The sequence below is a fragment of the Glycomyces buryatensis genome (genome assembly GCF_004912275.1).
GTDB lineage: Bacteria > Actinomycetota > Actinomycetes > Mycobacteriales > Micromonosporaceae > Glycomyces > Glycomyces buryatensis.
The window spans coordinates 105,393-129,536 of the sequence record NZ_STGY01000010.1; the positions used below are offsets into that span (position 1 = coordinate 105,393).

At 67.1% G+C, this 24,144-nt stretch carries 20 protein-coding genes; 12 read left to right on the forward strand and 8 right to left on the reverse strand.

Annotated elements, in window-relative coordinates:
• Positions 1-98: 98 nt before the first annotated feature.
• Positions 99-1,151 (reverse strand): LacI family DNA-binding transcriptional regulator, encoded by a 1,053-nt coding sequence (locus tag FAB82_RS04100; protein ID WP_342799432.1) that lies wholly within the window; start codon positions 1,149-1,151, stop codon positions 99-101.
• 195 nt (positions 1,152-1,346) lie between these two features.
• Between FAB82_RS04100 and FAB82_RS04105 the strand changes: the two genes are divergently transcribed.
• Entirely contained in the window at positions 1,347-2,345 is a 999-nt protein-coding gene (locus tag FAB82_RS04105) for an aldo/keto reductase (protein ID WP_136533267.1), read from the forward strand.
• A gap of 46 nt (positions 2,346-2,391) precedes the next feature.
• Here FAB82_RS04105 and FAB82_RS04110 read toward each other — a convergent pair whose 3' ends face one another.
• From FAB82_RS04110 to FAB82_RS04135, 6 genes are all read right to left on the reverse strand, one after another.
• Positions 2,392-3,465, reverse strand: coding sequence for a LacI family DNA-binding transcriptional regulator (locus FAB82_RS04110; RefSeq protein ID WP_136533268.1), 1,074 nt, complete (start codon positions 3,463-3,465; stop codon positions 2,392-2,394).
• Positions 3,466-3,579: 114 nt separating this feature from the next.
• Positions 3,580-4,467 carry an ABC transporter ATP-binding protein gene (locus FAB82_RS04115; protein WP_136533269.1) on the reverse strand — a complete coding sequence of 296 codons (888 nt, stop codon included), beginning with the start codon at positions 4,465-4,467 and terminating at the stop codon, positions 3,580-3,582.
• Positions 4,468-4,520: 53 nt separating this feature from the next.
• Positions 4,521-5,474: an ABC transporter ATP-binding protein gene (locus FAB82_RS04120; protein ID WP_136533270.1), complete on the reverse strand. Its 954-nt coding sequence runs from the start codon at positions 5,472-5,474 to the stop codon at positions 4,521-4,523.
• Positions 5,475-5,476: 2 nt separating this feature from the next.
• Positions 5,477-6,358, reverse strand: coding sequence for an ABC transporter permease (locus FAB82_RS04125; protein ID WP_136533271.1), 882 nt, complete (start codon positions 6,356-6,358; stop codon positions 5,477-5,479).
• Positions 6,355-7,350, reverse strand: coding sequence for an ABC transporter permease (locus FAB82_RS04130; RefSeq protein ID WP_136533272.1), 996 nt, complete (start codon positions 7,348-7,350; stop codon positions 6,355-6,357). The genes FAB82_RS04125 and FAB82_RS04130 overlap by 4 nt, the downstream gene beginning before the upstream one ends.
• Before the next feature lie 71 nt (positions 7,351-7,421).
• Positions 7,422-9,143 carry an ABC transporter substrate-binding protein gene (locus FAB82_RS04135; protein ID WP_136533273.1) on the reverse strand — a complete coding sequence of 574 codons (1,722 nt, stop codon included), beginning with the start codon at positions 9,141-9,143 and terminating at the stop codon, positions 7,422-7,424.
• A gap of 498 nt (positions 9,144-9,641) precedes the next feature.
• On the opposite strand from FAB82_RS04135, the gene FAB82_RS04140 reads away from it, so the two are divergent.
• From FAB82_RS04140 to FAB82_RS04190, 11 genes are all read left to right on the forward strand, one after another.
• Positions 9,642-10,913, forward strand: coding sequence for an extracellular solute-binding protein (locus FAB82_RS04140; RefSeq protein WP_136533274.1), 1,272 nt, complete (start codon positions 9,642-9,644; stop codon positions 10,911-10,913).
• 114 nt (positions 10,914-11,027) lie between these two features.
• Positions 11,028-11,996 (forward strand): carbohydrate ABC transporter permease, encoded by a 969-nt coding sequence (locus tag FAB82_RS04145; protein ID WP_136533275.1) that lies wholly within the window; start codon positions 11,028-11,030, stop codon positions 11,994-11,996.
• Positions 11,996-12,940 carry a carbohydrate ABC transporter permease gene (locus FAB82_RS04150; protein WP_136533276.1) on the forward strand — a complete coding sequence of 315 codons (945 nt, stop codon included), beginning with the start codon at positions 11,996-11,998 and terminating at the stop codon, positions 12,938-12,940. Before FAB82_RS04145 ends, FAB82_RS04150 begins: the two co-directional genes overlap by 1 nt.
• A 120-nt stretch (positions 12,941-13,060) precedes the next feature.
• Positions 13,061-15,499, forward strand: coding sequence for a glycoside hydrolase family 2 protein (locus tag FAB82_RS04155; RefSeq protein WP_136533277.1), 2,439 nt, complete (start codon positions 13,061-13,063; stop codon positions 15,497-15,499).
• Between the two features lie 116 nt (positions 15,500-15,615).
• A complete protein-coding gene (locus FAB82_RS04160; protein ID WP_136533278.1) occupies positions 15,616-17,610 on the forward strand; it encodes a glycosyl hydrolase in 1,995 nt (664 codons plus the stop codon).
• A 278-nt stretch (positions 17,611-17,888) separates the two neighbouring features.
• The gene (locus tag FAB82_RS27420) at positions 17,889-19,769 is read left to right on the forward strand and encodes a pectinesterase family protein (protein ID WP_211116359.1); all 1,881 of its coding nucleotides are present in this window, start codon (positions 17,889-17,891) and stop codon (positions 19,767-19,769) included.
• Positions 19,770-19,932: 163 nt separating this feature from the next.
• Positions 19,933-20,781 carry a rhamnogalacturonan acetylesterase gene (locus tag FAB82_RS04170; RefSeq protein ID WP_136533279.1) on the forward strand — a complete coding sequence of 283 codons (849 nt, stop codon included), beginning with the start codon at positions 19,933-19,935 and terminating at the stop codon, positions 20,779-20,781.
• A 169-nt stretch (positions 20,782-20,950) separates the two neighbouring features.
• Entirely contained in the window at positions 20,951-21,283 is a 333-nt protein-coding gene (locus tag FAB82_RS04175) for a hypothetical protein (protein ID WP_136533280.1), read from the forward strand.
• A 3-nt stretch (positions 21,284-21,286) separates the two neighbouring features.
• Entirely contained in the window at positions 21,287-21,808 is a 522-nt protein-coding gene (locus FAB82_RS04180) for a hypothetical protein (RefSeq protein WP_136533281.1), read from the forward strand.
• A 13-nt stretch (positions 21,809-21,821) separates the two neighbouring features.
• On the forward strand, positions 21,822-22,400 hold the full coding sequence (locus FAB82_RS04185) for an ADP-ribosyltransferase (protein ID WP_136533282.1): 579 nt from the start codon (positions 21,822-21,824) through the stop codon (positions 22,398-22,400).
• 509 nt (positions 22,401-22,909) lie between these two features.
• On the forward strand, positions 22,910-23,170 hold the full coding sequence (locus FAB82_RS04190) for a hypothetical protein (protein WP_136533283.1): 261 nt from the start codon (positions 22,910-22,912) through the stop codon (positions 23,168-23,170).
• A gap of 82 nt (positions 23,171-23,252) precedes the next feature.
• Here the strand turns inward: FAB82_RS04190 and FAB82_RS04195 are convergent, their stop codons facing one another.
• Entirely contained in the window at positions 23,253-23,834 is a 582-nt protein-coding gene (locus tag FAB82_RS04195) for a hypothetical protein (RefSeq protein ID WP_136533284.1), read from the reverse strand.
• Positions 23,835-24,144 lie beyond the last annotated feature (310 nt).

Consider the following 24,144-nt stretch of genomic DNA (forward strand, 5'->3'; position numbering starts at 1 on the left):
TCGGATAGACAATCATAAATACGGACCAAACTCAACCTTGGGGCGTCACGGACATTTTGCCCGCGTGCGTACGCAGGGACGGGGCTCGCGGGTAATCGCTACGCGACAGCCGTGCGCGCCGGGGCGGGGCCCGTCGAGCCCCGGGGGAGGAGCTGCGCCGGCTCGCACTGCACCGAGAACGTCCGGCTCTCCATGCTCTGCTCCTGACCGATGACCGAGAGCAGCAGATCGGAGACTTTCGAACCGTACGAAGGGATATCGCGGGTCAAGGTGGTCAGTGACGGGTGCGTCAAGCGGCACAGCGGCGAGTCGTCCCAGGCCACGATGGACACATCGTGCGGGACCTTGAGCCCCAGCTCATGGGCGACATTGAGGCCGGCCACCGCCGTCACGTCATTGTCGTAGAGGATCGCCGTCGGCATCGGACGCGACGTCAGCAGCCGCCTGGTCAGCCTCGCCCCCTCCTCGCCGGTGTAGTCCCCGTGGACGATCTCGACGTTCTCGAAGCCCAACTCGCCCACCGGCTCATCGAAGGCGCCGTCGCGGATCGACGTGTGCAGCAGGCCCTCGATGCCCGCCACCCGGGCAATGCGCCGGTGCCCCAGCGTGTGCAGGTACCGCAGCACCTGCCAGACCGGCTCGACGTCGTCGTGCCACACGAAGGGGATCACCGGCTCCGCGAGCGGCCCGCCGATGGCGACGGCGGGCAGTCCCATCGCCGCCACGGCCTGCGGCCTCGGATCGCTCAGCTTGATGTCGCACAGCAGCACCCCGTCCACCCGGCGCTCAGCCCACCAGCGCCGATAGACGTCCAGTTCCTCCTCGGTGGAGCCGACGATCTGGAGTGTCAGGCCGAACGAATTCGCCGAGAGCGTCGCCTCGATGCCGCTGATGAGCTCCATGAAATACGGCTCGATGCCCAGCGTGCGGGCGTCGCGGCACAGTGCCAGGCCCACCGCCTGCGCCGAGGACACCGACAGCGACCGCGCCGCCCGGTTGGGCACGAAGCCCATCTCGGCGGCGATGGCCAGGATCCGCTCCCGCGTGGCGGCCGAGACGCCCGGCCTTCCATTGAGCGCGTAGGAGACAGCGCCCTTGGACACGCCGGCGGCGATGGCGATGTCGGTAATGGTCGGGCGTCTGGACATGATGGGCTCCTCGTCTGCGTGCCGACGCGGCGCTGGCAGGGCGGCCAGGTCGCCGCGACCGCCACATGGTGATTGTCGCCGACTGCTCTCGGGCGGAAGAATAGGTTGCGCTCCCATGGGTGGGCGCGGCGACCGCTGGTGAACCGGTTCAGATGATACGCTCGCCCAAATTCCCCCCAAAGTCCTACAAGGAGCGCTATGCGTACCCACTCCCTGACACCCTCCCCCCGGGCCGCCGGAGAGGCCGAGCTGGAGGTCTCGCGCCTGTGCCTGGGCGCGATGGACTTCGGCACCAAGACCGGCCGCGACGAGTCCTACCGGATCCTCGACCGCTACGCCGAGGCCGGCGGCAATCTGCTCGACACCGCCAACTGCTACGCCTTCTGGGCCGAGGGCGGCACCGGCGACGAGAGCGAGACCCTCATCGGCGCCTGGCTGGCCGACCGCGGCCAGGCCGGACGCATGAAGGTGGCCTCCAAGGTCGGCGCGCACCTGGCACGTCCCGACGAGCCCTACAGCGGCCGCAATCGCGAGGGACTGTCCGCCGCCCGCATCCGCGAACAGGCCGACCGGAGCCGCGAACGGCTCGGCGTGGAGACCATCGACCTGTACTACCCCCACTGCGACGACCGCTCCACCGACCAGGCCGAGACGGTCGAGGCCTTCGCGGCCCTCGTCGCCGACGGCACCGTGGGGACCCTGGCTGCCTCGAACCACGCCACCTGGCGGCTCGACCGGGCCAGGTCCATCGCCGCCGCGCGCGGCCTGCCGACCTACCGGGCCGTCCAGCTGCGCCACACCTATCTGTACCCCCGGCCGAACCCCGTCCCGGTCCCCGAGGCGATCCAGCTCCCGGCCACCGACGAGATGTTCGACTACATCGAGTCCGAGAACCTGGCGCTCTTCGCCTACTCGCCGCTGTCCGGCGGCGCCTTCGACCGCGACGACCGCGGCGCGCCGCCCGCGCCGGTCGACTATGACCATCCCGGGTCGACCGAGCGGATCGCGGTGCTGCGCAAGGTCGCCGTCGAGCTCGGGGTCAAGCCAGGGCAGCTCGTCCTGGCCTGGATGATGTCCCACCGCACCACCGTGATCCCCATCCTCGGAGTCAGCTCGGTCGATCAGCTCGACATGGCGCTCGCCGCCCTGGAGATCGAGCTGGACGAGGAGACGCTCGCCCGCCTCAACGCGGCATAGTGATCAACGGCCGCGAGACAGCATTGGCGATCGACCCTCGCCCGCCTCAACGCGGCCTAGAGGGTTGGGCACGAGCGGGCATCGGCTGGGGCGCGGCCCCGGTCGATGCCCGCGGCGTCAGCTGCGGCCGCGGGCACTGCACCGAGAGCCCGGCCGGATCAGCCTGCGCCGACCGGTCCCCGATGACCCGCAGCAGCACCTCGGCCGCCGTCGCCCCGTACGAGTGCGTGTCCCGGCTCAGCGCCGTCAGGGCCGGGTGGGTCAGTCGGCACAGCAGCGAGTCGTCCCACGCCACCACCGACAGATCGCGAGGCACCGCGAAGCCCAGCTCGTGCACGACCCCGAGCCCGGCTATGGCCATGACGTCGTTGTCGTAGACGATCGCGGTCGGGCGCTCTGGCCCGGTCAGCATCCGCCTGGTCAGGCGCGTGCCCTGCTCGCCGGTGTAGTCCCCGTGGACGGTCGCGACGGCCTCGAAGTCCAGCGCCGCCGCGGCCCGGTCGAACGCCGCGTCCCGCACCGCCGTGTGCAGCAGGTGCGACATCCCGCCGACCCGCGCGATCCGCCGGTGCCCCAAGACGTACAGGTAGTCCAGGACCTCCCGGCACGGCTCGGCGTCGTCGTGCCACACCGTCGGGACCGGCGACCCCTCCACCGGCCCGCCCACCGTCACCGCCGGAAGCCCCAGCTGCGCGACCACCGCCATGCGGCGGTCCTCGACCCCGACGTCGCACAGCAGCACCCCGTCGACCCGCCGCTCACCCCACCAGCGCCGGTACACCTCCAGCTCCTCCTCGACCGAATCGACGATCTGGAGCGTCAGGCCGTACGCGTCGGTCGACAGCGCCGCCTCGATGCCGCTGATGAGCTCCATGTAGAACGGCTCGATGCCGAGCGTGCGGGCCGAGCGGCGCAGCGCGATCCCCACCGCCTGCGCCGAGGACACCGACAGCGAGCGGGCGGCCCGGTTCGGGACGTACCCCATCTCGGCGGCGATGGCCAGGATCCGCTCCCGGGTGGCCGGAGAGACGCCGGGCCGCCCGTTCAGCGCATACGACACCGCACCCTTGGACACGCCGGCGACCGCGGCGATGTCGGCGAGGATCGGGCGTCTGGACATGCTGGCTCCTGGTGGGAGGGACATCGGAAGGGCCGCCGCGACGAGTTGTGCGCGGCGGCCCTGGAGGGGTGCTCGCCGATTCACCATCGGCGGGCACCCATCTGAACTGCCGGTTCAGCCGACCGACGCCACCCAGTGGCGCTCGTCGACCTTCGTCAGCGGTGCGGGCGGGCGCGAGCGGTCGCCGTCGGGTTCCAGCTCCACGACCGGGATCGGATTCTCCGACCACTTGGTGTGCAGCTGCGGCACCGAGGCGAGCAGGTTGCGCGAGTAGGGATGCCGGGGGTCGCCGAAGACCTTCCCGGTCGCCCCGGTCTCCACGATCGCGCCGTGCCGCATGATGATCACGCGCTCGGAGATGTAGTTCGCGAGCGACAGGTCGTGCGTGACGAACAGGACCGCCAGGCCCCGCTCCTTCAGGCTGCCCAACAGGTTGAGCACGTCGATGCGGGTGGAGGCGTCGAGCATCGAGATGATCTCGTCGGCCACCAGCACCTTGATGTCCAGCAGCAGCGCCCGCGCGATGAGCATTCGCTGCAACTGGCCGCCCGAGAGCTGGTGCGGGTACTTGCCCAGGACGGCGCCCGCCTCGAGCCCGACCGACTGGAGCGAATCCTCGACCTTCGAATCCCACTCCGAGCGCTTCACGCGCGGGAAGTAGGACTCCTTGACCATCTCCAGCACCCTGTCCGCCCGGAAGATCGGGTTGTAGCTGCTGAACGGGTCCTGGAAGACGCCCTGGACGTTGCGGTAGTACTCCTTCAGGCCCCGCTTGCCGGTCTTGGTGATGTCCTCGCCGTCCAAGCGGATGGCGCCCTTGGAGACCGAGATCAGTTGCAGCACCATCTTCCCGACGGTCGTCTTGCCGCTGCCAGACTCGCCGACGACCGAAAGCACCTCGCCCGGCGCGATCGAGAAGCTGACATCGCGCACCGCGGTGAGCTTCTTCGAGCCGAGCGAGCCGACCCGGTAGGACTTCCACACTTTCTCAAGTTCGAGCATGTCGGTTCCCCAACTTCCAGCCGGCGGCCTGCGGGTTCTCAAGTTCGAGCATGTCAGTCCTCCAACTTCCAGCAGGCGGCCTGGTGGCCGCCGTCGACGTCGACCATCGGCGGCTGCTCGGCGCACTCGTCCGAGGCCAGCGGGCACCTGGCCCGGAACCGGCATCCGGTCGGCGGATTGAGCAGCTGCGGCGGCTTGCCGGGGATGCTCTTGAGGCGCTTGTCCCCGTACTCCAGGCCCACCTCGGGCAGCGCCGAGATCAGCGCCTTGGTGTAGGGATGCTTGGGCGCCTTGACGATCGTCTCGGCCGGGGCCTTCTCCACAATGCGCCCGGCGTACATGATCATGATGGTGTCGGCGATCTGGTAGACCAGCGACAGGTCGTGGGTCACCACGATCATGCTCTTGACGAACTCCATGTCGCGGAAGCGCACCAGGGTCTCGGCCACGGCCTTCTGGTTCGACACGTCCAGGGCCGAGGTGATCTCGTCGGCGATGAGCAGGCTCGGATCCAGCAGGGTCGACAGGACCATGACCATCCGCTGCTTCATGCCGCCGGACAGCTCGATCGGGTAGTTGTCGAGCACCCGCTCGGGCAGGCCCACCAGCTCCAGGCGGTGCACCAGTTCGTCCTTGAGGTTGCGATAGGACAGTCCGCGCGAGCGCAGCAGGTCCGCGATCATCTTGCCGATCCGCCGGGTCGGGTTCATCGCGCTCATCGAGTACTGCGGGATGATCGACACGTCCTTGAACCGGTGCTTGTTCATCGCGCGGTCGTTGCCGATGGGCAGCTCGTCCCCGTCGAGCAGGACGTTCCCGCCGACGTGCCGCATGCGCCCGTCGAGGCGGATCAGGCTTTTGCCGAGCGTGGTCTTGCCGCACCCGGATTCGCCCGCGAGCCCGACGATCTCGCCGTCCGCGATGGAGAAGCTGACCCCGTCCAGGGCGCGCACGTCGCCCTTCGTGGTCCGGTAGTGGACCCGCAGATCATTCACGTCAAGGGCCATGATCACTTCTCCCTGAGTTTCGGGTTGAAGACCTCGTCCAGGCCGACATTGGTGATGTACAGGCCGCCGACGATCAAGGTGATCGCCGCGCCCGGCGGCACGAACCACCACCACAGGCCCAGGTGGAGGGAGCTCCAGGCCATCGCCTGCTGCATCATCGAACCCAGCGACACCGAATTCGACGGCCCCATCCCGATGAAGTCGAGCATCGCGGCGAACAGGATCGCGCCGCCGAACAGGAGGATCACCGACATCAGCAGGTACGACGCCATGTTCGGCATGATCTCCCGCATGATGATCTGCCCCGGGCGCTTGCCAGTCAGCTTCGCCAGGTCCACATAGTCCCTATTGCGGAGCGTGAACGTCTGCGCGCGAACGGCCCTCGCCACCCACGGCCACGAGAACAACCCGATGATGACCGCCTGCGAAATGACGCCGCGAACCTCCAGATAGGAGGAGATCACGATGAGCACCGCCAGCGCCGGGAGTACCAGCACCACGTTGGTCAGCATGTTCAGGAACTCGTCCACCAGACCGCCCCGGTAGCCGGCGGTGAAGCCCACGGACATGCCGATGACGAACGCGATCAACCCGCCCAGCGAACCCACCAGATAGGACGAACGCAGGCCGTGCACGAACTGCGTGAACACGTCCTGCCCGAAGTAGGTGGTGCCGAGCCAGTGGTCCGCCGATGGCGCCTCCGACTTCGGCCCGATGTACTCGTTCGGCGTGGCGCTCAAGAAGAACGGGCCGATGACGCCGAGCAGCGCCAGGCCGACCACGATGGTGAGCCCGATGAGCACCTTCGGATTGCGCAGCGCGAAGTACAGGTTCTCGCGGCGCTGGCCGACGGTGTCGGCCGTGAGCATGACGTCGGTGGTCATGAGACGCCTCCTTCGAGTCCGAGCCGGGTGCGGGGGTCGACCAGGACGTAGACCACGTCGGCCAGGAAGTTGAACAGGAGCACCCCGATGACGATGAACAGCAGGATGCCTTGGAGCAGGAAGAAGTCCTGGTTCTGGATGGCGTTGAGCAGGAGGGACCCGAGGCCCGGATAGGCGAAGACGACCTCGGTGACCAGGGCCCCGCCGACGACGACGCCGAGCTGGAGGGCGAGGCCGGAGATCTGGGGGAGCATGGCGTTGCGGAAGGCATAGCGCCGCACCAGCCTCCGCGGGGCGCCCAGCGCCTGGAGGTAGTTGGAGTAGTCCGACTCCAGTTCGTAGATCACCAGGTTCCGCATGCCGATCGCCCAGCCGCCGAGGGCGACGAGGAACAGCGACAGGAACGGCAGGACCCAGTGGTGGAACAGGTCGACGATGAAGACCCAGGTGAACGACGGCCGCAGCGCGAAGCTGTAGCCGCCGGCGACGGGGAACCAGCCGAGGATGACGCCGCCGACCCAGGCCAGCAGGATCGCCAGCCACATGTAGGGCACGGCGGTCAGGAGGTAGCTGGCGGGGAGGGCGGTGTTGTCGAGCCACTTCGAGCGGGCGGCCACGGCGCCGAGGCTGTTGCCGACGAACCACGACAGCAGGATGGACGGCAGCAGGAGCCCGAGCGTGTAGGGCAGCGCGTCGAGGATGATCGAGGTGACCGGCGAGGGGAACGCGAAGACGCTGACCCCCAGGTCTCCCTTGAAGAGGGCGGCCCAGTAGTTGAGGTACTGCTGCCACAGGGGGACGTCGAGTCCGAACAGGTCGGTGAAGTAGACCCGCATGGCCTCGGAGGATTCGACGTTCGCGACCTTGTTGCGGGTGAGCATGCGCGCCACCGGGTCTCCGGGCATGAGCCGGGGGATGGCGAAGTTGATGGTGACGGCGATGAAGAAGGTGACGCCGTAGATGAGGAGTTTGCGCCGGAAGTAGCGGCCCATCGGATCTCCTTGCGATCAGGGGGGTGTGTCGGGCCGGGGCGCCTTCGCAGGCGCCCCGGCCGCATTGCTACTTATCCGGCGCTCTCGAGCTGCGTGAGCATGTAGATCGAGCCCATGCCGAACATCTCGTTCCACACCGAGGGGTAGACCCCGGGGGTGTCGCCGTCACCGGACGGCCAGTTCGTCCACACCTGGTTCGAGGACTGGGCCCAGACGCCGTTGTACCAGATCGGGATCGCCGGCATCTCCTCCATGGAGATGCGTTCGAGTTCGGCAATGATCTCGGCGTAGTGCGGGTCGTCGGTGGCGGTGGCCGCCAGTTCCTGGGTCAGCTGCCAGGCCTCCTCGTTCTCGATGCGGGAGAAGTTGGCGGTGCCCTGGTTGTCCTGGACGGGCAGCTGGTAGAGGTACCGGTAGTGGCCCCACGGCGAGTTGGTGATGCCGCTCCAGTTGTTCAGCATCAGCTGGAAGTCGCCGGTGGTGCGGGCGTCGTCCACGGCGCCGGCGTCGATGAACTCCTCGGTGACGTTGATGCCGACGTCGCGCAGGTCCTCGGCGATGGAGCGCGAGGCCTCTTCCCAGTCGGTCCAGCCGCTGGGCACGTTGAGGGTCATGGAGACCGCCTCGCCGTCGAGGTTCTCGACGAAGCCGTCGCCGTCCGAGTCCTCGTAGCCGGCGTCGGCCAGGATGGTCTGGGCGTCGGACGGCTCGAACTGGAAGCCTGCCTCCGAGATGGCGCCCTGGTCGTAGAAGTCCTGCCAGATCGGCAGCAGACCGGTCGGGCTGGCCTCGGAGACGATGCCGGAGTAGACCGAGTCCACGATCTCGCCAGGGCTGATGGCGAAGGCCATGGCGCGGCGGAACTCGGGGTCGTCCAGGGGCTTGATCGTGGTGTTCGGGATGAGCATCGCCGTGTTGGCCGAGGCCATGTACGGGGCCTCGGAGTAGTAGGTGCTCAGGGTCGGGTCGCCTTCGAGGAGGTCGGAGATCCCGGGCAGGAAGTTGTTGGACAGGTCGATCTCGCCCTGGATGAGCTGGTTGAGGGTGACCTCGTTGCTGGTGTTGACGATGTCGACGATGTAGGTCGGCTTGACCTCCAGGTCGAGCGCCTCGGTGGCCCACCAGTCGTCGCGCTTGACCCAGGCGATGCGGTCCTGGTCGTAGCTGTGGACGGTGTAGGGGCCGGAGACGACCGGGTCCTCGTTCGCGCCGGTAAGGATCTCGTCCTCGGAGTACTCGGCGAAGACGTGCTCGGGCACGATCTCGGTGGTGAACAGGAAGTTGTCCCATTCCTGGTGGCGCGCTTCGTCGAAGGTGAACCTCACGGTGAGATCGTCGACGACTTCGACGCCGGCGAGCCAGTCCCACACGTTCGCGTAGGGCACGGCCTCGATCTGACCGAGTTCGACGGTGTACTTGACGTCGTCGGCGGTCATCTCCTCGCCGTCGCTCCAGGTGATCCCGTCGCGCAGTTTGAGCTCGAAGACCAGGTCCTCGGTCCACTCGCCCGACTCGGCCAGCCAGGGGGAGAGCTCCTGGGTGTTGGGGTCGAACAGGTACAGCGTCTCGTACCCGAGTCCATTGAGGCCGGTGGCCTGGCCGGGGTTGACGGGGTTCCAGTCGCTGGGCGGCTCCCAGGCGGTACCGGTCGTGTAGAGGGTTTCATTGCGGGGGAACTGCTCGATTGACAGGTTCTCGGGATCTTCGCTGCTGCCGGAGTCGGTGCAGGCGGCCGCGAGGGCCAATGTGCACGCGGCCGCGAGGGCGATCGCCGCTTTGCTTCGGTGTCGCATGGTGCTCCGCTTTCGTTCTGAGGAGTGACCGGGCGTGGCCCAGAGGCATCGCGAAGTAGGGGGCTTCTGTCACGGACCACCACTTAACCGGGTCAGTGACGCCACTGAATCACGCATTCACGAGGCTGTCAAGCAGGCGACATGCGGAATTATCCGCCCCATGTCAGGCGCAAGATGACATCGCTCCCAGTTGGGCGCGCGCACCACACGGGTCTACATTGCACTCTTTCTGTCCGACTTGAAGTGTAGTCAAAGTCCATGTACCAGCAGGTCAATGGTGATATGGCGGAACGAGAATGGGCGGTATGGAACCGATACTCATCAATGTCTCGGCTTCGACGCAGGTCCGCGGCTCGGTTCATCGACACACTTGATTTCGATTCGATCACAGTGCTATCAAGATATTGACGTATTTCGACATCACGGCTAGGTTCAGGTCACTTATCCGGTTAAGTCTCGCCGGGTAAACCCTCACCTCTGAACGGAGTGACCCTCACCGTGATCTCAAAAACCAAGCGCCTGGGTGCGGCGGCGGCCGCGGCCGCGGTAGCGCTCACCGCCGCGGCCTGCTCGGACGGTGGATCCGGCGGCGCCGGGACCTCCATGGAAGAAGAAGACGTCGACACCATCACCGTGTGGCACACCGGTGACGAGACCCAACTGCCCATGATCGAGGCCGTCGGCGAGCTCTTCGAGGCCGAACACGGCGTCAAGGTCGAAGTCGAGACCCTCGACTGGGCGGACGCCCACGCCCAGATCCTCACCGCCATCCAGAGCCAGGACGGCCCCGACATCTTCACCGGCGGCCTGTCCTGGGGCATCGAGTTCGGCGAGAAGGGCGGCCTGGTCGACCTGCGCGACTACGACACCCAGAACCTCGAGGACAATGTCATCGAGGGACTGTGGAACTCGATCGAGTCGCCTGGCGGCGAGCTCTACGGCGTCCCCCTCAACATGACCACGTACTCGATGTTCTACCGCTCCGACATCCTCGAAGAGGAGGGCATCGAGGTCCCCGGCACCTGGGACGAGATGGACGCGGCCATCACCGAGCTCCAGGGCGCCGGCTACGAGACCCCGTTCGCCGCCACCTGGGAGCCCATCGGCTGGCTCGACTGGTTCAACTACATGCACGAGGCCGGCGGCTCCCTCTACAACGAGGACTGCACCGAGGTTCTGGTCGACTCTCCCGAGGTCGTCGCCGGCACCGAGTACTGGGCCAAGCGCTTCACCGACCAGAACGTCCCCACCGACCAGCCCGACCTGGGCGCCGGCATGGACAAGGGCGAGTACGTGTTCGCCACCGGCGGCTCCTGGAATTACGACGTCCTCGCCGCCGGCTTCCCCGAGCTGGAAGGCAAGTGGAGCTCCGCGCCCCTCCCGGCCGGACCGGCCAACGCGGGCAGCTTCATCGGCGGCAACGTCATGGGCGTCATGCTCGACTCCGAGGCTCCGGGCACCTCCGCCGCCTTCATCGACATGGTCTACTCCGACGAGGGCGTCGCCGCCTCCCTGGCCGCAGCCGAAGCGGAAGACACCCTGTGGCTGCCGCCGCGCACCGACAAGGTCGCCGACACCCACCTCAGCGAGGACAATAAGGCCGCCCTGACCGAGATCTTCGAGACCTCCGTGGGCCCGCCGAACTGCGCCGGTTGGGAAGAGGCCTCCCCGAACGTCCAGCGCGCCCTCCAGACCATCGCCCTCGACGGCGCGAGTGTCGAGGAAGGCCTGGCCGAGGCCAAGGCCGAGATGGAAGCCACCCTCAAGTAGGACGAGCGACGGGAGGAGCCCCCGCTTCGGCTCCTGCGCCGGGCCCCTTCCGCCCCCTCCCCGACTCCCCTTCTGCCTCCGCTTCCAGAACGCGACCAGCCTCGGAGAACCGCCTTGACCACCACGCAAACCCCGAAACTCGACCCCGAGGAAGCACCGCCGAGCCCGTCCGCGCCCCGCTCTCGCCGCTCCCACCGGCTCCAGCGATTCGGACCGGCCTACCTCATGCTGCTGCCCTTCGCGGTCCTGTTCCTCGTCTTCGGGATCTTCCCGCTCGGTCGCTCGTTCTACTACGCGCTCACCGACTTCAACGGCATCAGGCCGCCGGAGCTGGTCGGCTTCCAGAACTTCTCCGAACTCATCCTCGAAGACGACCGGTTCCACACCGCCCTGTGGAACACCCTCAAGTACGTAGTCGCCTCGGTGGTCCTGACCATCACCATGGGCCTGATCCTGGCCCTGGCCTTCAAGACCACCTCGCTGCGCGACCGCGTCATGCGCACGATCTTCTTCCTGCCCTCGGTCTCCGCCGGCGTCGGCATCGTCCTGGTGTGGAGGTGGATCTTCATGGTCGACTCCTGGGGCCTGGCCAACACCCTCAGCCGCTATTTCGGCGGCGGCAACCGGGCCTGGCTCGCCGAGCCGTCGCTGAGCATCCCCATCCTGATCACCATGGCCGTCTGGGGCGGCGCCGGTTACGCGATGGTCCTGTTCGTCGCCGGGATCAACGCCATTCCCGACGAGCTCTACGAGCAGGCCTCCATCGACGGTGCCACCAAGCTCCGGCAGTTCTGGCACATCACGCTGCCGCTGCTGCGCCCGGTCACCGTCTTCGTGGTCATCACCTCGACCATCGGAGCCTTCCAGGTCTTCGAGCCGATCTACTTGCTGTGGAACCGATCCGCCGCCGTGGTCGGCGGTCCGCTCGACAGTGCGCTCACCATCGTCCCCTACCTGTACGACATGGGCTTCAACCGCTTCGAGCTCGGCTACGCCTCCGCGATCGCCTGGGTCCTGTTCTTCATCATCTTCCTCGTCACGCTGGTCCAGCTGCGAGTCACCAAGACCTTCAAGGAGTTCTGATGAGCGTCAAGACCCTCGCCGCCGCCGATCAGGTCTCCAGGAAGCCCGGCGACCGCATCAACTGGGGCGCCGAGGCCGCCCGGCTGCCGCTGTACCTGTTCGCCGTCGTCGTGCTCATCCCGTTCTGGTGGATGATCATCGCCGCGTTCAAGACCGTCCCCGAACTGATGATGAACCCGCCCACGTTCTACCCCAGGGACCCCTCGGCGGACTCCTTCTACGACCCGGCCTTCTCCGGCGGCGCCGATCCCGGGGCCGGCCACGTCGAAGGCGTGTTCCAGCGCTGGACCGGCGTCGCCGGAGGCTTCTTCCGCTTCGCCGCCAACAGCTTCGGGATCACCGTCGTCGTCACGATCCTGAGCCTGCTCATCGCGTCGCTGGTGGCCTACATGCTCACCAAGACCGCCGCGCCGGGTCGCCGCACCGTCTTCGTCGTGATCATCTCCTCGATGATGATCCCCTGGCAGGTCAGCCTCATCCCCAACTACCTGCTGACCTCCGATTTGGGCATGACCGACTCCTACCTGGGCTACGTCATCCCCGGCCTGGCCAAGGCCTTCGTGGTGTTCTTCCTGGTGCAGTACCTTCGCTCGATCCCCGACGACCTGGTCCACGCCGCCCGCGTCGACGGCGCCAGCGAATGGCGGATCTGGTGGCAGATCATCCTGCCGCTGCTGCGCCCGGCCCTGGCCGCCATGGCGATCTTCGTGGCGCTGGCCGAATGGAACAACTTCCTGTGGCCGCTCATCATCATCCGCTCCGACGAGCTGTACAACCTGCCGGTGGCGCTGTCGAGCCTGAGCAACTCCATCGTCTCCAGCCCCGGTTCGATGGGCGTCGCGATGGCGGCCTCGCTGCTGGCTACGCTCCCCACGGTCGTGTTCTTCTTCATCTTCCAGAAGCACTTCATCAAGGGGATCGCACTCTCAGGTATCAAGGCATAGCGATGCCCTTGATGAAGCAGCGGTACAGGATCAAAGGCATCGCTCTCTCAGGAATCAAGGCATGAACACCGATAGCACCGTAAACACCGCAAAGCCCGGCATCAAGGCATAGGAGTCTCTTTGAGTACCAAGCGAAACCTGCACGACGGTTGGACCCTCTCGGGCGGGCGGGAAGGCCAGATCGAAGTCGACGGCCTCCCCGCGGCCGTCCCGGGAAGCGTCCACACCGACCTGCTGGCGGCCGGGCTCATCACCGACCCGTACGTCGACCAGGCCGAAACGGAAACGGCCTGGATCGGCCGCACCGACTGGACCTACCGCCTCGCCTTCGAGGCCGGCGCCGAACCCTTCGACGGATCCGATCTGGTCTTCGACGGGCTCGACACCGCCGCCCGGATCAGCCTCAACGGCGCATGTCTCGGCGAGACGGCGAACATGCACCGCCGCTACCGCTTCGACGTGCACGACTTGATCCGCGAGGGCCGCAACGAACTCGAGGTCCACTTCACCGCCCCGTACACCTACGCCCAGGCACAGCGTGATCGCCTCGGCGACCTCCCCAACGCCTACCCCGAACCGGGCAACTTCATCCGCAAGGCCGCCTGCAACTTCGGTTGGGACTGGGGCCCGAACCTGGCCGGCGCCGGCCTCTGGCGGTCGGTCCGGTTGGAGCGGTGGAACATCGCCCGTATCGATGCCGTCGTCCCGCGCGTCACCGTCGAAGACGGGCGCGGCATCGTGGACCTGGAAGTGCGGCTGCACAAGGCCGTCGCGACCGATGTCGAGCTGGTGTGCGCGCTGGCCGGCACCGAGCGAAGCGTCCGCGTGACGGCCGGCGAGGACCGCGCCCAGGTCCGGCTCGAACTCGACGACCCGCAGCTGTGGTGGCCGATCGGCCACGGAGACCAGCCGCTCTACGGCCTCGCCGTGGCCCTGCTCGCCCACGGCCAAGAGCTCGACTCCTGGACCAAGCGGATCGGCTTCCGCACCGTCGAGCTCGACACCGAACCCGACGGCGAGGGCCGCCCCTACACTCTCAAGATCAATGGAAAGCCGGTGTGGGTCAAGGGCGTCAACTGGATCCCCGACGAGGCCCTGTTCTCCCGCATCGACGCCCCCCGCCTGCACCGCCGCCTCGCGCAGGCCGTGGACGCGAACGTCAACTACGTCCGCGTCTGGGGCGGCGGCATCTACGAGTCCGAGGACTTCTACGACCGCTGCGACGAGCTCGGGCTCCTCGTCGGCCAGGACTTCCTGTTCGCCTGCGCCGCATACCCCGAGGAGGAACCGTTCTGGTCCGAGGTGGCGGCCGAGGCCCGCGACAACCTCGAACGCCTCACGCCGCACCCGTCCCTGGTGACCTGGACCGGCAATAACGAGAACATCTGGGGCTGGCACGACTGGGACTGGCGGGACGGATTCTCCGACCGCACCTGGGGCTCGGGCTACTACTACGACCTGCTCCCCAAGCTCGTGGAGACCGTGGACGGCACCCGCCCGTACTGGCCCGGCAGCCCCTACTCCGGCGAGCGCGACCTCCACCCCAACGACCCCGCGCACGCCTCCATGCACATCTGGGACGTGTGGAACGACCTCGACTACACCCACTACCGCGACCAGAGGCCGCGCTTCGTCGCCGAGTTCGGCTACCAGGCGCCGCCGACCTGGGCCACGGTGCGGCGCATGGTCACCGACGAACCGCTCGAGGCCGAGTCGCCCAATATGCTGTGGCACCAGAAGGCCATGGACGGACAGGCGAAACTCCAGAGAGGACTGGAGGCGCACCTGCCGCCCGTCCGGGACTTCGACGACTGGCTCTACTTCACCCAGGTCAATCAGGCCCGGGCGCTGCGGCTCGGCATCGAGTACTTCCGCTCGCTCCAGCCCCACTGCATGGGCGCGATCATGTGGCAGCTCAACGACTGCTGGCCCGTCACGTCCTGGGCGGCCGTCGACGGCGAGGAGCGCAAGAAGCCCCTGTGGTACGCGCTCAAGGACGTCTTCGCCGATCGCCTGGTCACCTTCCAGCCGGATGACGAGGGCAAGGGCGAGGGCGTGAAACTGGTGGCCGTCAACGACTCCGACGAGCCCTGGAACGACGTCGTCGGCTTCTGGAAGTGCTCCGCCGAGGGCCGCATCCTCGGCCGCGCCCTGCTCAAACTCGAAATCGGCGCTCGGGACAGCGCCACCGTCGAACTGCAAGAAGGGTCCGTCCCCACCGGCGGCGAATTCCTCATCACCGGCACCGAGTCCTTCCCCCGCGCCACCTGGTTCTCCAAGGAGGACAAGGACATGGACTGGGCCAAGGCGCACTGGACGGCCGAGGCCCGCCCGGTCGACGGAGGCGTGGCCGTCACGGTCACGGCCGAGACCGTCCTGCGCGACCTGTGCCTGTTCCCCGACCGCCTCGACCCCGACGCGGCAGTGGACCGCGCCCTCGTGACCCTGATCCCCGGCGAGCAGGCGACCTTCACCGTGACGAGCGAGGCGCTGGCCGCCGACCCCGCCAAGTGGGAGGCCCTGTGCGCCAAACCGGTCCTGAGGGCGGTCAACGACTGACCCGGGAGGCGGGGCCGGGCGCGAAACGAGCCCGGCCCCGCCCACAACTGAACAGTGCGACAGCGATCCCCTCCTCCATAACTCGCTCAAGGCACTTCACGTCAAAGGAGACGCACATGCACCTCTCATCCGCCCGCGCGCGACGCCGCGCGGTCCTCACGGCCGGCGCGGCGGCGGTCGCGGCATCGAGCCTCGGGGCCCCGGCATCCGCCGAGGCCGCCGCGACACGGATCCGGATCGTCGACGACCGGGCCACCGAGCAGACCCGCGCCCTCTTCCAGTACCTGCTCGACATGCAGGGCCAGGGCATCATGTTCGGCCACGAACACAGCCTGTCCGACGGGTTCACCTTCGACGCGATGGACGGCCACGCCTCCGACGTCGAGGCCACGACCGGCGACTACCCCGCCGTCTTCGGCTGGGACACCTTGATCCTCAACGGTTTCCAGAAGCCCGGCGTGTACGGCGGCACCGTCGAGGAGAACATCGAAGCCCTCACCTACGCGCTGGAGACCAGCGACGCACGCGGCGGGATCAATGTCCTCAGCGCCCACCTGTACAACTTCGTCACCGGTGGGGACTTCTGGGACACGGGCGGCCGGGTGGTCGGTGAGATTCTGCCCGGCGGTTCCAAGCACGCCGATTTCAACGAGTTCCTCGACCGCATCGCCGCGGCAGTGGGCGGCGCCGTGCGAAGCGACGGCTCACCGGTCCCGGTGGTGTTCCGGCCCTTCCACGAGAACAACGGCGGCTGGTTCTGGTGGGGCGCAGGGCACTGCACCTCCGCCGAGTTCATCGAGATCTTCCGGTACACCGTGGAGTACCTGCGGGATGTGAAGCGGGTGCACAATCTGCTCTACTCCTACTCGCCGGGTGCGTCCTTCGGCGGCGACCCCACGAACTACCTGAAGACCTACCCGGGGGACGAATTCGTCGACATCCTCGGCTACGACGCCTACGACGGGTCGGCCGGTTCGCCCGAGTGGTTCGCGAGCACGGTCGAGGACCTGGCCATGGTCGTCGGCCTCGCCGACGAGCGCGGCAAGGTCCCCGCCTTCACCGAGTTCGGCGAGTCCGGCGAGGAGGGCCGCAACCCGACCTGGTTCACCGAGCTGCTCGCCGCTCTGGCGGACGACGCCGCGGCGAGCCGGATCTCCCACATGCTGACCTGGGCGAACTTCGGCGGCGACAACCGCGCCTACGTGCCCTACCCCGGGCATCCCCTGGAAGCGGACTTCGTCGCGTACCACCAGGACCCGTACTCGCTGTTCGCCTCCGACCTGTCGGGCGTGTTCGACTCGCCCACCTCGCCGGTCGTGAACCCGCCGTTCCTGCACCTGGTGACCCCCACCGACCGCCAGCGCGTCACGACCGCCGAGACGGTGATCCGGGTGCGCACGACCGGCGGCCGGGCCAAGCACGTGACCTATGCGGTCGACGGCGGCGATCCGGTGCCGCTGTGCCTGGACGATGATGGCTTCTACTCGGCGACCTGGTCGATCGATCCGTCCTGGCTGGACAACCGCTCGGTCACCCTCAGCGTCACCGCGAAGGTGAAGGGCAAGCGGCACACCGACTCCGCGTTGGTGCTGCTCGGCGAGGTCGAACCGCTCCCGGCCGGATGGGTGGACGACTTCGAGGGCTACGCCGGCGACGACGTCAGCCTCTCGGAGGCCTACAGCCACGTCAATGCCAACACCACCGCGCTCTCGGCCGAGCACAAGGCCGGCGGCTCCTACGGGCTGGCGTACTCGTACGACTTCGCCTCCGCCGGGTACACCGGCATCGGGAAGTCGGTCAATGCCGACTGGACGGCGTTCTCCACCATGGGGATGTGGCTCCAGGGCGATGGCTCGACCAATGGCGCGACGCTCCAGATCGTGGCGAACGGCGCGTACTTCGAGTACAACGTCCCGCTCGGCAATACACAGGGGCAGCAGATCCTGGCCCCGTTCACCGAGTTCGCCCCGGCGCCGTGGGACACCGGCCACGCCGATGAGGTGCTGGACGCCGAGCACCTTGCGAACGTGGCGACGTTCAACCTTTACCTCGGACACGGCGGCGGTGCGTCGACAGGCACCGTCTACGTGGACGATATCCGGGCCGAATAGCAGCGGCCGGCCCGGCCGCCGCGCCTGTTCTGCAGGCGCGGCGGCTCTCCCCTGAGGCGAGGTGGCTCGGGTCGAACTGGGTGCGGGGGTTCTGCGTGGGGTGCACAAGATACTAAAGACATCGAAGCTCTTGTATTTGTGAATGTAATCGTTTACCGTGTGTGGGTTCGCAAATGCAAGCGCTTGTCTCGGACCCGCCCGTCTCACCCCGGGCGGGTCCGGGCGCAAGGCAGGCACCCCCGGGCTTCTGCTCGACAACTTGAAAGGTAGAGCTGGTCATGAACCCTCCTGTCAGCCGCCGCAATCTGCTCGCCGCCACCTCCATCGCCGCCGGAGCCGCCGTGATTCCCCAGGCCGCCGCCCATGCCGAGCGAGGCCGTCCCGCCAGGGCATTCGGCGATTACGGCTCTCCCGCCGCGCGCCTCGACTCCGGCACCGTCTACGTCGATGCGGCGGGCAAGGGCGACTTCACGACCGTGCAGGCCGCCGTCGACGCCGCCACCGCCGGGACCACCGTCGTCCTCGCCGCGGGCGAATACCGCGAGCGCGTCACGGTGCCCTCCAGCCTCGCCGACCTGACCTTCATCGGCGCCACCGACGACCCCGAAGACGTCGTCATCGTCTACGACCTCGCCGCCGGTTCCCCCGATCCGGACGACCCCGACGGCGGCACCGTCGGCACCTCCGGCTCGACCACCGTGCAGCTCAACGGACCCGGCTTCACCGCCCGGTGCGTCACCTTCGCGAACGACTGGCTCCGCGCCGACCACCCCGAGGTCACCGGCACCCAAGCGGTCGCCTGCAAGGTCCAGGGCGACCGCTCGGCGTTCTACCGCTGCCGCTTCCTCGGCCACCAGGACACGCTGTACGCCAACAGCCCCTCGGGCAGCTCGGTCGCGCGCCAGTACTACCGCCAGTGCCACATCGAAGGCGACGTCGACTTCATCTTCGGGCGCGGCACGGCCGTGTTCGACCGCTGCGAGATCCACATGCTCGACCGCGATGTCTCGTTCACTCCCAAGGGAATGCCGTTCGCGCCGTCCACTTCGAGGGCCTTCGACCACGGCTACCTCGCGAGCGAATGCCGCTTCACCTCCGGCGCCGAGGACGGGGCGTACAAGCTCTCCCGGCCGTGGGTTCCCAGCTCCGACGCCACCGCCTGGCCCGCGCTCGTCATCCGCGACAGCTGGATCGGCCCTGGCATCGACGCGGCCGAGCCGTACACGAATATGAGGGACGAGCACCCCTGGCAGGACCAGCGGTACTACGAGTACGCGAACATCGGCCCCGGCGCCGAGATCGTCGACCCCGCCACCCGCCCGCCGCAGCTCACCGAGGAGCAGACCACCGAGCATTCCGTCGTCGGCTACCTGGGCGACTGGGACCCCTACGACGAGCCCGACCTGACCTTCTCCGCGCGCCAGAGCTTCACGGTGTACGTTTCCGGCGACTCCACCGCCTCCGCCTACGCCGAGGCCCGGGAGCCGCGCGTCGGCTGGGGCCAGGCGCTCCCGGTCTTCACCGGGCAGCGGGTCGAGGTGGACAACCGGGGCTGGTCGGGCGCGAGCTCCAAGAGCTACGCGGACGCGGGCGTGCTCGACGCCGTCGGCGCTCAGCTCCGGCCGGGCGACTGGTTCCTGATCTCCTTCGGCCACAACGATCAGAAGGTCGACGATCCGGACCGGGGCACCGATCCCTGGACGACCTACCAGCAGTACCTGCGCACCTACGTCGAGACGGCGCGCCTGCGCCAGGCCCACCCGGTCCTGGTGACCTCGGTGGAGCGGCGCCGGTTCCGCGACGGCCACGCCTACGAGAGCCTGGGGGAGTACCCCGAGGCGATGAAGGACCTGGCCGACAAGGAGGGCGTCCCGCTGGTCGACCTCCACGCCCTCAGCCTGGCGCTGTGGGAGCAGGTCGGCGAGGAGGCCAGCAAGGACCACTTCCTGTGGCTCGACGCCGGCCACCCGAACTACCCCGACGGCATCGCCGACAACACCCACTTCCAGGCGAGGGGCGCGATCGAGGTCGCCCGCCTGATCGCGAAGGAAGCCGACCGCCAGAGCCTCCTCCCGACCGGCTCCTGGGCCGATCTCGACCGCGACGTCCCCGAAGAGGAGATCGACTGGCCCGAATCGGTCGCGCAACCGCCGCTGTAGATCAGCGTCGTCGCCCTGGGCCCCAAGGCGACAACCTCGCACCACCCACCGGTTCGACGGTGGGCCGGTGCACCGTGCGTTGAACGGATAGCCTGGGGCCGGTCGTGAGTCTCCGTCGCCTCGCGACCGGCCCCCGGGTCCCCGAACGAACGGATGCAGCCGTATGACGCCGCCGCTGTCCCGCCGCAAGCTCCTCGCCATGGGCAGCGTCGCCGTCGGCTCAGCCGCCATCACCGCCGCCATCGCCAATGCCGACCCCCGAGGGGCGACCGCCTCCTCCGGAGGCCGGATCTTCATCGTCGGCGACTCGACCGCCGCGATCTACCCGACGTCGGCCGCGCCTCGCGCCGGTTGGGGTCAGGCCCTGCCCGCGTTCGTCGCCGACGGCATCGAGATCGTCGACCGGGCCCAGCCCGGGGCCAGCTCGAAGAGCTACGCGGACGCCGGGCTGCTCGACGCGGCCCTGCGCGAGATCGACGAGGGCGACTGGATGCTGATCTCCTTCGGCCACAACGACCAGCGGATCAACGTGCCCGACCGCTACGCGGCCCCGTACTCGACGTACCAGCGGTACCTGACGGGCTACATCGAACGCTCCCGCGCCCGAGGTGCGTTCCCGGTCCTGCTCACCTCGGTGGAGCGGCGCTCGTTCTGGGGCGGGCGCGCCCGCCCGACGCTGGGGGAGTATCCCGAGGCGATGCTCGCGCTGGCCGAGGAGACCGGCACCGCCGTCATCGACCTGCACGCCCTGAGCTTGGCGCGGTGGGAGCAGTTGGGGGAGGAGGCCACCAAGAGCCGCTTCATGTGGGTCCCGCCGGGCCATCCGAACTACCCCGCAGGCATCGCGGACGACACCCACTTCCAAGCGAGGGGCGCGATAGAGGTGGCGCGAATGGTGGCCCGCGCCGCCGCGGACCAGGGCATTCTCCCGGCGGCGTACTGGGGCGACTTGGACCGCGAGGTCACCGAGGAGGAGATCGAATGGCCCGAGGAGCTCCCCGACCTCCTCTGACGCCTGACTCTCCGGGCCAGGCGCACTCGGCACTCGGCATCGGATGAGCGCACGGGATGCGTGTGTCCGGCCCTCAGCGTTTTTGCCCAGAGGACCCATTGAGCATGTTGCAGCGCAACGCTAAAGTTTTGACAACTAGTCACATTCTCCACCCCCGGAGTCACATCACATGGGAATGATCCAGGTCGAGGGCGCTCGCCTTCGCAGCAGTGCAGGGAAGATGCGCGGGTTCGGTTCGGACGCTTTGGACATTGCTCCTGATCCCGAGCGCGAATGCGATGCCGCCGACAACGCGAACAAGGGTTTCATGACCGGCGAGGCGCTTCAGGCGATCGCGAAGGACCTCAAGGACGACATGAAGGAGCTCAACGAGCACTGGGAGGACACTGCCGAGTTGCTGGAGGAGATCGCCGAGGACTGGGATGGGGTCGACGACGATCAGGCGAAGGCCTTCGACACCATCGGTGGCGATCTCGGCAGCTTCAAAGTTCCGGGGCTCTGACCGATGCCGACGTTCCAGCAGGCGCTCGACGCCGATCCTTCGAAGTTCATCACCGCGGGAGTCGCCCTGATGAAGGCGGCCGGCTCGGTCACCGCCGTATCGGCGAAGTACGGGCAGGAAGTCGCCGATCTCGGCACCTCCTGGCAAGGCCAGGACTATCAGGGGATGATGCGCTGGGCCGGTCAGGTCTCGGCGTTCACGGTTCAGACGAACGCGGTGCTCATGTCCGCCGGGGCGACCTTGGAAGCGATGGGCGCGACCATGATGGCGAACGTTCAGTTGCTCAAGGGCACCAAGCAGGCCGCCGAGGCGGCCGGTTACCGAGTGTTGCCAACGCCGTTCGTGATTCTGGGCCCGAGCCAGTGGTCGCAGGTTTCCTCGGCGGGGCCGGCGGCCCCGGCGGTCCTGGCGGCATATCAAGCCGGAGCGGTCGCCTTCGCGACGGCGCTGATGGCGCAATTCGCGGCGATCATCGCCCAGGACATGGCCGCCCAGACCGCGCTCCGCGCGGCCTTGGCATTGTGAGGGGAATGGGACAATGAGCGGAACACTCCCCAGAAGAGGCAGCCGAGGCAGCAGTACGCCCGGCTCCTCGACTCCTTCGAGTGGCACTCCCGGACCAACCTTCACCAAAGCCGATGAGGACGCCGTCAGGTTCTACACCTCAGACGCGTACGAACCCCTGAACGGATACCTTCGGAACCCCAGCAGCGTGACCGATCCCGCGCAGCGTGCCAAGTACGACCGTCAGGCGGAAGAGATCTCCCGGGGGCTGGCCCATCTTCCCGCGGATCCGGGTACTACTCACCGGGGCGCGGCGAACGGGCCATGGGTCGACCAATATCAGACGGGTCAAGTCGTTCCGGAAGCGGCCTTCTCAAGCTCCTCAAAAGACCCCATGATCGCCCAGGAGTTCGCAGAAAAGAATGCGCGCAAGCAAGGTACGGAACCCGTCATATTTGAGATAGAAGGAAAAAACGGGCGATATATCAAAGAATATTCCATATATGATTATGAAGAGGAGGTCGCATTCGATCGCGGCACCAGCTATTTGGTGACCGATCGGTACGATGCTCCGGATGGGAGCATTATCTACATCAAGATGACGGAGCAGTGATGAGTGAACAATCGCAACGCGACCAGGAATCGAACGAAGAGGTACCTGAATGGGTGCGGAAACACCAGAAGGCGGTGGCGGAGTCTGAGCCGGTGGAGATCGAACCGAGTCGGGCTTGGCGATTCACCCAGCCACTGGGGTTCAATGAGGACGGTACTCCGACGCATCGGCTTTCACGGGAAGAGATGAAGCGGATCAAAGATATTCGAGAAGGTCGAGACACTGAGGACTCTCCCGACGGAGACCGTTGAGTTCATGAGCGGAAGATCTGTCCGTAGGCAGGACTTCAGCAAAGCCTAAGCACTGTATTACTTCCTGAGGACGATGATGCCCGGATCGTTCCGTCTCCACAGTTGGCTCTCACTGATCGGCGACGGGACGAATGACGGCCGTCGAGGCCATTTTCCTCGTGGGAGTTCGTGTTGGGTCGGGCTTCATACGGATCAGCGACAGACGAGGTCCGCCCGGCTCGGCGGCAGGCGGTGGGCTGTCGGGGTAGAGGCTGCGGTATGGAGAACGTCCGGTACTACTTCAGGTTGAGTGAGGTCCACACCCGGTCGGACCCTGGGGCCGTCATGCGGCGTTATGAGGTCAACGGGATCACCTACGACGAGGTCTACCGCTACAACGGCGAGGATTGGTCCCCGACTGAGTTCTTCGAGTTGTATCGGCTGGGGCACAACGATGATGACTACATCGAAGTGCCTCAGGAAGAGGCAGAGGCGACGATCGAGGCCAATCTCCGCCGGAGTTCCGGCCGCGACCGCTGACCATTCTTCGGTACCTCTCAGCATCCAGTAACGAAAGGCGGCGGCCGGGCCGGGATCTCTCCTCCCGACCTGACCGTCGCGGTCAACCCCTACGGCCCTCCGCCCGTTGCAGCGCCTCTTGGACCGCCCGTTCGGCATCTTCTTTCGAAACCGCGATCCGCTCCAGCTCCTCGTGCTCCCCGTACCGTTCATAAAAGAAGTAGTTCGTGCCATCCCACCCAGGGTCTTGACCGCGGGGGAATTTGTAGGCCTCCTCGCACAGGAAGCCGTCTCGAAAGTATCGGCGCAGAATCGGGATCATGCGTTCACTCACGATCGCGTCTTTGACGATCACGTAATACCTGATATCCGCGATGATTCCGCAGGCACTCTCCTCTGGATCTTGGGGCGGCTGCTCATCCCGGGCAAGGTAGTCCAGGTCCAGGCCAAAGCGGTCGTAGGCCTTGCGCTGCAACTTGAAACGCTTCAACAGGTATCGGGCGGCATCCTCCTCTGAGGAGTACGAACGGTATTCCTCCTTCCGATTGCCGATCACGAAGTAGTTCGTCCACCTGCCATCGACTTCTAGCACGCAGAACTTCCACTGAGCCTCCGCTCCAATCGAGTAATGCCAGTTCCCGACGCCCATCCGCCGCAGCTGCGCCTCGGCTTCAACGAGTCTCATTCGCGCTTACCTCCGCTCCCGGCCAGTATCGTCCGGTGCTGCCAGAGGCCCGTTCGGGCTGGTGGCGGTCCGCTGGCCGCCAGGGGCGCGTGGAGCTTGGGGTTCAAACGGATCAGCGATGGAGAGGTGGGCTTCCGCTTCGGCCCGGCCGCTGGCTGTCAGGGTGCGCATCGCTTGGGGTTCAGGCAGATCGGCGACAGTGGAGGTCTGCCCGGTTCGACGGTAGTCCGCTGGCGTTCGGGGTGCGGAGTGGTCGGGGTTCAGGCGGGTCAGCGATGGAGTGGTGGGTTTCCGCTTCGGGTCGGCCGCT

Coding starts and splice junctions, on each gene's coding strand:
- FAB82_RS04135 (WP_136533273.1), bottom strand. CDS start 9,143: ATGCGACACCGAAGCAAAGCGGCGATCGCCCTCGCGGCCGCGTGCACA.
- FAB82_RS04120 (WP_136533270.1), bottom strand. CDS start 5,474: ATGGCCCTTGACGTGAATGATCTGCGGGTCCACTACCGGACCACGAAG.
- FAB82_RS27420 (WP_211116359.1), top strand. CDS start 17,889: ATGAACCCTCCTGTCAGCCGCCGCAATCTGCTCGCCGCCACCTCCATC.
- FAB82_RS04115 (WP_136533269.1), bottom strand. CDS start 4,467: ATGCTCGAACTTGAGAAAGTGTGGAAGTCCTACCGGGTCGGCTCGCTC.
- FAB82_RS04170 (WP_136533279.1), top strand. CDS start 19,933: ATGACGCCGCCGCTGTCCCGCCGCAAGCTCCTCGCCATGGGCAGCGTC.
- FAB82_RS04180 (WP_136533281.1), top strand. CDS start 21,287: ATGCCGACGTTCCAGCAGGCGCTCGACGCCGATCCTTCGAAGTTCATC.
- FAB82_RS04195 (WP_136533284.1), bottom strand. CDS start 23,834: ATGAGACTCGTTGAAGCCGAGGCGCAGCTGCGGCGGATGGGCGTCGGG.
- FAB82_RS04175 (WP_136533280.1), top strand. CDS start 20,951: ATGGGAATGATCCAGGTCGAGGGCGCTCGCCTTCGCAGCAGTGCAGGG.
- FAB82_RS04110 (WP_136533268.1), bottom strand. CDS start 3,465: ATGTCCAGACGCCCGATCCTCGCCGACATCGCCGCGGTCGCCGGCGTG.
- FAB82_RS04160 (WP_136533278.1), top strand. CDS start 15,616: ATGCACCTCTCATCCGCCCGCGCGCGACGCCGCGCGGTCCTCACGGCC.
- FAB82_RS04190 (WP_136533283.1), top strand. CDS start 22,910: ATGGAGAACGTCCGGTACTACTTCAGGTTGAGTGAGGTCCACACCCGG.
- FAB82_RS04125 (WP_136533271.1), bottom strand. CDS start 6,358: ATGACCACCGACGTCATGCTCACGGCCGACACCGTCGGCCAGCGCCGC.
- FAB82_RS04150 (WP_136533276.1), top strand. CDS start 11,996: ATGAGCGTCAAGACCCTCGCCGCCGCCGATCAGGTCTCCAGGAAGCCC.
- FAB82_RS04130 (WP_136533272.1), bottom strand. CDS start 7,350: ATGGGCCGCTACTTCCGGCGCAAACTCCTCATCTACGGCGTCACCTTC.
- FAB82_RS04105 (WP_136533267.1), top strand. CDS start 1,347: ATGCGTACCCACTCCCTGACACCCTCCCCCCGGGCCGCCGGAGAGGCC.
- FAB82_RS04185 (WP_136533282.1), top strand. CDS start 21,822: ATGAGCGGAACACTCCCCAGAAGAGGCAGCCGAGGCAGCAGTACGCCC.